The organism is Staphylococcus sp. NWU MKU2 (genome assembly GCF_033283605.1).
GTDB lineage: Bacteria > Bacillota > Bacilli > Staphylococcales > Staphylococcaceae > Staphylococcus > Staphylococcus haemolyticus.
The window spans coordinates 159423-171457 of the sequence record NZ_JAVSMH010000002.1 but is presented as its reverse complement, the minus strand read 5'-3'; the positions used below and the strand labels follow the sequence as shown (position 1 = coordinate 171457).

The 12035-nt window shown below is 32.5% G+C and carries 8 protein-coding genes; all 8 read right to left on the bottom strand.

Features of this window, described 5'->3' with window-relative positions:
* Positions 1–134: 134 nt before the first annotated feature.
* The 8 genes from pyk to SBL15_RS04235 all read right to left on the bottom strand — a co-directional run bounded on the left by pyk (position 135) and on the right by SBL15_RS04235 (position 11994).
* Positions 135–1895, bottom strand: coding sequence for a pyruvate kinase (gene pyk, locus SBL15_RS04270; RefSeq protein WP_107611713.1), 1761 nt, complete (start codon positions 1893–1895; stop codon positions 135–137).
* Positions 1896–1913: 18 nt separating this feature from the next.
* Positions 1914–2882: a 6-phosphofructokinase gene (gene pfkA / locus SBL15_RS04265; RefSeq protein ID WP_037536816.1), complete on the bottom strand. Its 969-nt coding sequence runs from the start codon at positions 2880–2882 to the stop codon at positions 1914–1916.
* 285 nt (positions 2883–3167) lie between these two features.
* Entirely contained in the window at positions 3168–4115 is a 948-nt protein-coding gene (locus SBL15_RS04260; RefSeq protein WP_107637939.1) for an acetyl-CoA carboxylase carboxyltransferase subunit alpha, read from the bottom strand.
* Positions 4108–4974, bottom strand: a complete 867-nt coding sequence (gene accD / locus SBL15_RS04255) for an acetyl-CoA carboxylase, carboxyltransferase subunit beta (protein ID WP_107611711.1) — start codon at positions 4972–4974, stop codon at positions 4108–4110. Before accD ends, SBL15_RS04260 begins: the two co-directional genes overlap by 8 nt.
* A 128-nt stretch (positions 4975–5102) precedes the next feature.
* A complete protein-coding gene (locus SBL15_RS04250) occupies positions 5103–6332 on the bottom strand; it encodes an NADP-dependent malic enzyme (RefSeq protein WP_107611710.1) in 1230 nt (409 codons plus the stop codon).
* 156 nt (positions 6333–6488) lie between these two features.
* Positions 6489–9692, bottom strand: a complete 3204-nt coding sequence (locus SBL15_RS04245) for a DNA polymerase III subunit alpha (RefSeq protein ID WP_317955264.1) — start codon at positions 9690–9692, stop codon at positions 6489–6491.
* Positions 9693–9713: 21 nt separating this feature from the next.
* Positions 9714–10652 carry a bifunctional oligoribonuclease/PAP phosphatase NrnA gene (locus tag SBL15_RS04240; protein ID WP_317955263.1) on the bottom strand — a complete coding sequence of 313 codons (939 nt, stop codon included), beginning with the start codon at positions 10650–10652 and terminating at the stop codon, positions 9714–9716.
* 37 nt (positions 10653–10689) lie between these two features.
* Complete coding sequence (locus SBL15_RS04235) at positions 10690–11994, bottom strand: DRTGG domain-containing protein (RefSeq protein WP_107612627.1); 1305 nt, start codon at positions 11992–11994, stop codon at positions 10690–10692.
* Positions 11995–12035: the final 41 nt, after the last annotated feature.

Sequence of the window (12035 nt, the reverse complement as noted above, 5' to 3'; positions counted from 1 at the left end):
GAGAAAAACTCTTCACGAGCTTATTCCCAGTTTAATCAACTTTTGCGAATTTGCAATATCGCTTTGAAATATTATCTGTTCTGGCTCTCTTATCTTACTAGGTTAGCCATCATTCTTAATAATAAATTAATGAATTAAAGTACGTTAGCATACCCTTCAAATATTTTACCTTGGGCAGCATCTACTGTTACTAAAATACCATCTTTTAATTCTTTAGTAGCATTTTCAACACCTATAATTGTTGGAATACCTTTTTCAAGTCCAATAATCGCACTTGGTGATGTGATACCATTTTCTTCTGTAATTAATCCAACTGCTTGCTCAATATAAGGCACTAATGTCTCATCTACTGAATTAGTAACAATAACTGATTCACTTAAATCTACGCCTTCTAATTCACTTGCACTATTAGCAACTACAGTTTTACCAACTACTGATCCACGACCGACACCTTGTCCTTTTGCAATTTCATCTCCAACTAAATGTAATTTCATCATATTAGTTGTACCTTTTTCACCAGTAGGTACACCAGCAGTAATAATAATTAAATCACCATTAGTGACTCTTCCAGTTTCAACTGCTGTAGCAACTGCGTTATTTAATAGGTCATCAGTAGTTTTACGACCTTTTTTAATTACAGGATATGCACCCCAAACTAAAGCAAGTTGACGTGCAGTGTGCTCGCTTGGAGTAACCGCAATGATATCAGAATGTGGACGATATTTAGAAATAGTTACTGCAGTAGATCCACTTTCAGTTGCTGCAACAATAGCTTTAACTTTTAGATTTAAAGCAGTATGTGCAACTGAAACACCAATAGCATTTACTAATGAAGTTTCTACTAGTTTAGTACGGTCTGATAATAATTTTTTGTAATCTTGTGCCGCTTCAGCAGAAACCGCAATATTTCTCATTGTTTTAACAGCCTCTTCTGGATATAAACCAGCAGCAGTTTCACCAGAAAGCATAACTGCGTCAGTACCATCATAAATTGCATTAGCAACGTCACTAGCTTCCGCTCTTGTCGCACGAGGATTACGTTGCATTGAATCTAACATTTGAGTAGCTGTGATAACTGGTTTACCTAGTTTATTACATTTTCTGATTAAATCTTTTTGTACAATTGGTACAGATTCTGGTGGAATTTCAACACCCATGTCACCACGAGCTACCATTAAACCATCAGAAACTTCTAATATTTCTTCTATATTGTCAATTCCTTCTTGGTTTTCAATTTTAGGGAAAATAGTGATATTATGATTGTTTTCTCTTTCAAGAATTTCACGAATATCTAAGACATCACTTGGACGTCGTACAAAGCTTGCTGCGATATAATCAACATCTTCTTTGATACCAAATAAGATATCATCAGCATCTTTATCAGTAATACCTGGTAAATTAACTTTTACACCTGGTAAATTTACGCCTTTTTTATTTTTTAATTCACCCGTATTTAAGATATCACATTTAACTTCGCCTTTTGTTTTATCGATGTCTTTTACTTGTAGTTCAACTAAACCATCATCAAGTAAAATGTAAGAACCTACTTGAACATCGTTGATTAAATCTTCATAAGTTACTGAGAATTTTTCAGGTGTACCTTCAACTTGAGACATACTAACGATAACTTCTTTGCCTTTTTCAAGCATAATTAAGCCATCTTTCATGTCATGAGTACGAATTTCAGGTCCTTTAGTATCTAATAAGATACCAATTGTTTTACCTAATTTATCAGCTACTTTACGAATCGTATCAATACGTGCTTTATGCTCTTCATGGCTACCATGAGAGAAATTCAAACGCGCTACGTTCATACCAGCTTTCATTAATTTTTCTAACATTTCCTCAGACTCTGATGCAGGTCCAATTGTACATACAATTTTAGTCTTTCTCATTTTAAAAAGCCTCCTAAATTAAATAGATAACTCTTTCGCTAATTCATAAATATCAGTATTGAATTTATGGTCGTTACCATTGAAAATTTCATCAAATGGTGTAGCAGTCAATTTGTTATTCATAATACCTACTCCATGTCCAGAACGACCTTGTATTAATAAATCAACGGCGTAACCACCTAAGCGTGAAGCTAATACTCTGTCAGCACCTGATGGGCTACCACCACGTTGGATATGGCCCAGTACAGACACACGTGCATCAACATTAATATATTTCATTAATTGATCCGCACATTCTTGTCCACTCATACTGCCCTCAGCTACCATGACGATTGAGTGTTTTTTACCTCGTTTGATACCTTTTTCTATTTTTTCGGCAATATCTTTAATATCTGTATTAGCTTCAGGAACTAATATTGTTTCAGCACCAACTGATAAGCCAGCCCATAATGCTAAATCACCACAATCACGTCCCATAACTTCTACAATAAAAGTTCTAGCATGACTTGAAGCTGTGTCTCTAATCTTGTCTACACTATCAATAATTGTGTTCAACGCTGTGTCAAACCCAATAGTGAAGTCAGTACCATTAATATCATTATCAATAGTACCTGGAATTCCTATTGTTTTAATATCTTTCGTTTCTTCACTAATACGTTGGGCACCTCGGTAACTGCCATCTCCCCCAACTACTACTAGTCCCTCAATACCACGTTTGTGTAAATTCTCTATACCTTTTTGTCTTACACTCGCCTCTTTAAATTGTGGACATCTTGCAGAGTAAAGGAAAGTTCCTCCACGTTGAATTGTATCCCCTACTGAACCCAATTCAAGTTTATGAATATTGTCATCAAGTAACCCTTGATAACCTTGATAAATTCCATAAACTTCAATGTTGTTATAAATCGCCTTACGCACAACTGCTCTAACAGCAGCATTCATGCCTGGTGAATCTCCACCACTAGTTAAAACCGCAATTTTCTTCATGACGACATTCCCTTTCCTAACTAGATTTCTCTTTAATAATAAATTACCACAATTTTTTTTAGTGTTCCATCAATATAGGTGCACAAAATTCATGTAAACGTTTTATAATCAATATTTCTTTTCGAAATAAAAAAAGGGTGAACAATATTCAACTAGAATCAATTGTTTCACCCCTATAAGGAAAACTACAGCTAGAAAAATATAATAAAGGTTCCTTCACAACTTAATTTGCAACTGTGTTTTCAAAGTAGTTTTAAATATTAATTTGTATTTGTCCCAGCCCAGCTATTTTTCAATAAAAGCACCGATATTTCTAAACTTATTAAATCTATCTTCAACTAATTCATCAGCACTTTGTTGTTGAAGTTGTTCTAATTGATTTACGAATGCTTGCTTAATATCAATAGCTTGTTGTTCTATATTATTGTGTGCACCACCTAAAGGTTCGTCAATCACACTATCAATAACGTTTAAATGATGTAAATCTTTTGCAGTAATTTTCATAGTTTCGGCAGCCATTTTTGCTAATGAACTATCTTTCCATAACAGTGCCGCTGCTCCCTCTGGGGAAATAACAGAATACGTACTGTTTTCAAGCATCATAATTCGATTGGCTATACCTATTCCTAGTGCACCACCACTACCACCTTCGCCGATAACGATAGCTATAACTGGCACTTTTAGAGATGCCATCTCAACTAAGTTTCTGGCAATAGATTCACTTTGTCCGCGTTCTTCAGCAGCTTTACCTGGATAAGCACCTTTAGTATCAATGAAAGTAAAAATAGGTCTATTAAATTTCTCTGCTTGTTTCATTAATCTTAATGCTTTACGATAACCTTCAGGATGCGCCATACCAAAATTTCGATATATATTATCCTTAGTATCTTTACCTCTTTGTTGGCCTATAACTGTAACAGGGGTACCGTTTAAATACCCAATTCCACCAATCATTGCAGGGTCATCTCTAAAATTACGATCTCCATGCAATTCAATAAATGAATCGAAGATATATGGAATATAGTCTAATGTCGTAGGTCGTTCTTGGAGACGAGCAATTTGCACTCTATCCCAAGGCTTAAGATTGGTATATATTTTTTTGGTTTCTCTTTCAAGTGATGCTTCAAGTAAATCAATTTCATCTTGTAAATCTACATCATTTTTTTCTTGAGATTGCTTAAGAGATTCAATTTTATTTTTTATTTCAAAAAGTGGTTTTTCAAAATCAAGCATCTTTATTCACCTCTTGGTGCAATTTTAATAATTGAGCAAGTGTTTCTTTCATCTCTTTACGGTGAACAACTTTATCAAGTTGACCATGCTCAAGAAGAAACTCTGCAGTTTGGAAATCATCTGGAAGTTTCTCATTAATAGTTTGCTCAATAACACGTCGACCAGCAAATCCAATTAAGGCTTTAGGTTCACTTAAATTGATATCCCCAACAGATGCAAAACTAGCAGAAACACCACCAGTTGTTGGATGCGTAAGATAAGAAATATATAATAATCCGGCATCTGAGTGTCGTTTCAATGAAACACTCGTTTTACCCATTTGCATCAATGAAATAATACCCTCTTGCATCCTAGCACCACCACTTGCAGAAAATAATATGAATGGTAGTCTATGTTCTGTTGCATAATCAATAATTCGACATATTTTCTCACCAACAACTGAACCCATACTTCCCATTCTAAATCTAGCATCCATAACAGCTACACCAAATCGAACACCATCTAGTTTGGCAGTACCGGTTACAACCGCTTCGCTTAAATCAGTTTTTTGTTGGTCTTTTTCAATTTTTTCTTGATAACCAGGAAAGTCTAAAGGATTTGCTGATGTCATTCCTTTATCAAATTCAACGAAACTATTTTCATCAGTGATTGCTTCAATTCTCTTATATGCAGGTAATGCAATATGGTGATCACAGTTAAAACATACATTTAAATTCTCATTTAATTCTTTTGTATACATTATTTTTTTGCATTTTGGACATTTAGTCATAATACCTGCTGGTACTTCATTTTGTTTTGAATCTTGAACTGTTAAATATTTTCGTTTTTTACTACTACGATTAAAAAAGTCTTTAAACATTCGTAAACCTCCACCTAACCATACAACCTTAATTTATTACATCTCAATTTAATATATGATCGAACATAAAATATGAGTTAGAAATAATACATGTCTTTGTTTTTTATTAAAATTGTTGCAATTCTAGGTTATTTCAAGTCTGTTAATTGCATTGTTTTATCATAAACTTTTTGAGGATCCACTTCAATTCTTGCCACGCCAGTTTCCATTGCTGCTTTTGCAACTTCACGTGCAACTGAAGGAGCTACCCTTTTATCGAAAGGACCAGGAATACAATAATCCGGATTTAACTCATCTTCATCTATAAGATTAGCAATCGCTACAACCGCCGCTTTCTTCATATCTTCATTTATGTGTGTTGATTCAGTGTCTAATGCACCTCTAAAAATACCTGGGAACGCAAGTACATTATTAATTTGGTTTGGAAAATCTGAACGACCTGTTCCTACAACTTTAGCGCCTGCTTCTTTAGCATCATCGGGCTTGATTTCTGGATCTGGGTTAGCCATTGCAAAGATGATTGCATCATCCGCCATTGATTTAACCATGTCTTTTGATAGTAAGTTATCAACTGAAACACCTATAAATACATCAGCATCTTTAATTACATCTTGTAATGAACCTTCAATTTTATCTTTATTTGTGAATTTAGCTACATAATCCTTAGTGTCATTCATACCATAAGATCGACCTTCAAAAATAGCACCTTTTGAATCGCACATTATCATATTTCTGACACCGTAAGAATCTAATAATTTAACAATTGCAATACCTGCTGCACCTGCACCATTTAACACAACTTTAATATCAGATAAATCTTTATCAACTATTCTTAGTGCATTGATTAAACCAGCCATAGTAACAATCGCTGTACCATGTTGATCATCATGGAAAACTGGAATATTAGTTTCTTTTTTAAGACGATCTTCAATTTCAAAACATCTTGGTGCTGAAATATCTTCTAGATTAATTCCTCCATAATTAGGTGAAATTAATTTAACTGTTCTAATAATTTCTTCTGTATCTTTAGTATCTAAAGCGATAGGTACACCATTTATACCTGCAAAACTTTTAAAAAGAACAGCTTTACCTTCCATAACAGGAATACTAGCTGAGGCACCAATATTACCTAAACCTAAAACTGCAGTGCCATCAGTAACAACAGCCACAGTATTTCTTTTAATCGTGTAATCATATACAGTTCTTGGATCTTCATGTATTTCTTTACACGGTTCTGCTACGCCTGGTGAATAGGCTAAACTTAATTCTTCTTTATTAGTAACTTTGATATTAGGTGTAATTTCCAACTTACCTTGATTTTCTTTATGCATTTGTAATGCATCATCTCTTAAAGACATTAAATCAACCCCTGTTTATTTACTAAAATATCGAAAGTTCATCAGTATAATGAATATATATTCTCTGCATTTAAAATTTTTTAAGATAAAATAAACTGATGACTTTATTTTATAAATCATCAGTTTACTATATCATAATTTTTTTATACATAAAAGTTATAAAATTCTTATATCTTTTGGATCAAAAGCCTCAACAAAGTTTTTAATTTCATTCGATGTTTTATCCATACTACCCAAATAATCAAGTTCTCCAGTTTGTTCATTATATATATTCACTTTAATCATATAGTTGTTTTGATGATCATTAAGAATTTGTTTAATTTCATCTAAGTTTTGAATGTTTCTTAAAATAATTTGAGATGCCTCATTTATTTTAGTTACTTCGAAATGTTCAACTGAATCCATTTGATTTAAAATGAGCTGCAATTGTTGTTTTCTCTTTTCAAATTTCCCCCAAACAATATACATTTCTCTCTCATTTAATTGAGTTTCATACCATTTGAACTTATCTGGAAATAAAACTGCATCCATCGTATGTCGTCCATCATTTAGAACTAAAAATGCCATATTTTGACCATTCTTGGTCCTTATTTGTTTGATTTGATCTACTTGAACCAAAATAGGTTTGTGATTAACAACATTACTTAGTGTATAGATACCTAAATATTGCTTTTTATTAAATTGCTTTTCAACTGGATGATTAGAAACATAAAATCCCAAGTATTCCATTTCGTAACTACTAATCATTTGATCACTAAATTCCTCTTTATCAGTGTAAGCTTGCTTAGGTGTTAAAATATCCATTAACAAATCGTTTTGTTCTACATTTGACACTTCATCTAAAACTTGATCAATAGAACTTAATAAAGTTGAACGTGTTTTTCCAAAAGTATCAAAAGCGCCTACCAATATTAATGATTCAAGTAATTTTCTAGTCTTTATGCGATTTGGAATTCGTCTAGTAAAATCAAAGAAATCTTTATACTTACCATTTTGATACCTTTCATCAACAATTGATTTAACGCTCTGATAACCAACACCTTTAATAGCACCTAAGGATAGATAAATATTTGATTTAGTTGCTCTATAATACCAATAGCTTTCATTAATATTAGGAGGCAAAATTTTCAATTTTTGATTTTTAGCTTCATCAATTATGGCCGCTGTTTTAGATTCATTACCAACGACATTACTTAAAATATTAGCGTAAAAATAATTAGGATAGTGAACCTTCAAATATGCCATGATATATGCAATTTTTGAATAACTTACTGCATGTGCTCTAGGAAATCCATAATCAGCAAACTTAAGAATTAAATCAAATATTTGTTTACTTATCTTCTCATCATATTTATTTTTTATCGCACCTTCGACAAAATGTTGTCTTTCACTTTCTAATACTGCTCTATTCTTTTTACTCATGGCACGACGTAAAATATCTGCTTGTCCATAACTAAAGCTAGCAAATTGACTAGCGATTTGCATAATTTGTTCTTGATAGATTATTACACCATACGTATTTTTAAGTATGGGTTCTAAATCAGGATGTAAGTATTTAATTTCACTTTCGTTATGTCGTCGTGAAATATAAGTCGGAATTTCTTCCATAGGTCCTGGTCTATATAAAGACGTAACCGCAACGATATCTTCAAAATGTTCAGGCTGAAGTCGTTTTAATACTTTTCTTACACCTTCGGATTCAAGTTGGAAGATTCCAGTTGTATCTCCCCTAGATAATAACTTAAATACATCTACATCATTAAACGGTATCTCTTCAATCTCTAGAGTAATATTTAAATCTTTTTTTACTTGAGTGATAATTTGATGTATGATAGATAAATTTCTTAACCCCAAAAAGTCAATCTTTAGTAGACCAATTCGCTCTGCTTCTGTCATCGTCCATTGCGTCAATAAACCAGTATCGCCCAATGTAAGTGGTGCATAATTATATAAAGGTTGATCGTTAATAATAATACCTGCTGCATGTGTTGAAGTATGTCTAGGTAAGCCTTCTAATTTCTTACTTAATTCAAACCACTTTTCATGTCGATGATTTCTATGTACAAATTGCTTAAATTGCTCATCCTCATATGCCTTATCTAAAGTTATACCTAGTTGATTAGGTATTAACTTAGAAATTTCATTTAAAGTTTTATCATCAAATCCAATTATGCGACCTACATCTCTTGCAACGGCCCTAGCCAATAAATGTCCGAATGTGACAATACCCGAAACACGATGTTTTCCATATTTATCTTGAACGTATTGAATGACTCTTTCCCTACGCGTGTCTTCAAAATCAATATCTATATCTGGCATTGTTACACGTTCAGGATTTAAAAAACGTTCAAATAATAGATTAAATCTAATTGGATCTATTGTAGTAATGCCGAGTAGGAAGCTAACTAATGAACCAGCTGAGGATCCCCGCCCAGGACCAACCATAACATCATGTGTTTTAGCGTAGTGAATTAAATCACTCACAATTAAAAAGTAGTCTTCAAAACCCATTTCAGTTATAACGCGATATTCATGTTCTAATCTTTTTGTATAGCGTTCATCATGATTTAATTCCATCTTCTTTAAACTTGATTGAAGTTGTGACCATAAACACTCTTTTGAGGAACTACCTGATGGTGCATCGAATTTAGGTAGTAAATTTTGATGATATTCTAAGCTTGCACTACATAAATTAGCTAGTTCAAGTGTATTATTCCATACCTCTCTGTCTATATTTAATGTTTCTAATTCATTTTGATTAGGAAAATGTTCCCCAATATCTTCAGTATCATTAACCAAATCTAGCTTAGTATTATTTTTAATTGCTTCAAGTGCTGGAATCGTCCCAACATCTTCTTGATTTAAGTATCGTGCATTTTCAAACCAAACTACTTTTATATTATTATAAAATGCTAAGTCGCTTGAATGATTTATAAATATATTTTGGTGGTTTTGAAATTGTTCAACTATAGAATAATGAGATTGATTTGCTTGTTTAAATATGATTACTATATTTGTTGAATACTTTTTTAACCACTCAACTGATATAACGTCTTTTTGCTTCATTTTAATTGCGGAAGAGAGTTGAAATAGTGATCTTAAGCCATCATTATTTATAGCTAAAACCACAGTCTCAATTGTATACAAACCATCCGTAACGTTAACTGTCATTCCAAAAATTGGTTTAATATTGGCTTTAATACAAGCATCATAAAATTTAGGGAAGCCATATAAGACATTAGTATCAGTAATCGCTAATGTATCATAATGATTATGTTGTGCTTTTTTAACTACATCATCGATTCTCAAACTAGAATTTAATAAATCATATGCTGTATGAAGATTTAAATGAGCAACCATGAATGACTTCCTTTCTTAAATTTATAATTTCTGACGTAAAGCTTGTGCTAATTCTTCAAATTCATCCCAACTATAGACTGACACACCTGATGCATTTGGGTGGCCTCCCCCACCAAATTGATTAGCGACATCATTAATAGTAATCCTTTTAGATCGAATACGACATCTAATTTGATCTCCCTCATCTACACCAAACATCCATATTTTTAAACCGCTAATATCCGCAACTGTATTTACAAATTGAGAAGCTTCATTAGGCTGAATGTCAAACTGCTTTAAAACATCATTAGTTATTTTAATTTGACAATATTCATGTGAATCTGATAGTTCAAAATTTTGTAAAATATATCCTTGGAAAGGCATTAACTTAGGATCTTTTTCGGACATTTTATTTAATTCGGCATTATGATTGAATGGATATGCCAATAATTGACTAGCAACTTCCATTGTATGGGGTGATGTATTACTGAATAAGAATCGCCCTGTGTCTCCAACAATACCTAAATACAATACTCGAGCTACTTGTTCATCAATAAAACTTAGATCATTAAAATGTACGATGAAATCAAATATAATTTCACTTGTAGAAGATGCTTCAGTATTAACAAAATTTACATCGCCGTATTGATCAGTAGCAGGATGATGATCTATTTTAATTAATGACTGTCCATTTAAATATCTTTGATCATCAATACGTGCTGCATTTGCAGTATCACATACAATTACAAGTGCATCACTATATAAACTGTCATCAATTTTATCTAAGTCTCCTATAAATGATAATGATGGTTCAGCTTCACCTGCAGCATAGACATTTTTTTCAGGGAATTTTCGTTCAAGATATAACTTTAATCCAAGTTGTGAGCCATAAGCATCTGGATCTGGTCTCACATGTCTATGAATAATAATTGTTTCTGCCTCTTTAACTCTTTGCATGATTTCATTAAAAATTTCTACCATTATTATATCTCCTTAAATTAGATTTATTACTTTAAAATTAAATACTTTGCATATCCTCAAACATCTGACAAATTATCATTGCATTTGCGACTTTTTCATTCCCGCTTACCATCGCGACTTCCAATTTAGCAAAGTTCCTTCCAACATCGAGCATGTCATATTGAACTCTAATTGATGCTTCAATTGGCACAGTTTTAATATAGATGATATTTAAACTTTCAATCATAACATCTACCTTTTTATATTTTCGCAATTCATGTTTTATTGTTTCTTCAATAATAGCGACAAATACAGCCTTACTTAATGTGCCATATTGATTGGTTAATAACGGAGAAACCTCAACCGAAATATCACTTTGTGAAATCGTAATATGTTTCGCTATTTGATCATTAATCGTCTCACCTATTTGAGGTTGTCTGCCAATAAGTTGCATCGCTTTTAATACGTCATCTCTCGTTATTACACCTATTGCTCTTTTATTCTGAGTTACGGGTAATATCTCAATTCCTTCCCAAATCATAATGTGAGCACAACTCGCTACCGTTGTATTTAATTCAACATTGATAGGACGTTTCGTCATTACTTTAGCAATGGTATCATCCGAGTTCATTTGAATGACTTCCTTACTCGTAACGATCCCAACTAATCGCCAATCTTTATCTACAACTGGAAACCTTGAATGACCTGTAACTTTGGCACGTGATTTATAATCTTCAATACCCATTTCATCAAATATAACCGTCATATCGTTAATTGGTTTCACTATATCTTCAACTATTAAAATTTCTTTTCTAATCATTTGATTATACATTGCTCTATTAATAATATTGGCTACAAGAAATGTATCATAATTTGAAGACAGGATTGGTAAATCATGATTATTAGCATAATCAATAATTTTTTGTGTTGTTTTAAAACCTCCAGTAATAAGTACGCCACTACCTCTTTTTAACGCTTCTAACTGAACATCGGGCCTATTACCTACGATTAACAATGTATGATGACTTAAATATTTAACCACATCTTTAAGTTCCATTGCACCTATCGCAAATTTTGAAACACTTTTTGTTAATCCATTTTTACCACCAATGATATCTCCATCAATGATTTTTAAAATTTCTTTAAACGTAAGGTTCTCAATCTCCTCACGATTCTTTTTATCAATACGTACTGTACCTACTCTATCAATGGTAGTTACTAACCCAAGTTGTCCGGCATCTTTTATAGCTCTATATGCCGTCCCATCAGATACTTTCATTACTTTGGCAACTTTCCTGACAGAAATTTTTTGGCCAACATTTAACGATTCTATGTATGCTATGATTTGTTCATGTTTAGTCATTGATAATACCTCTTTATAATGTACAGTGTTTTATTTATTAT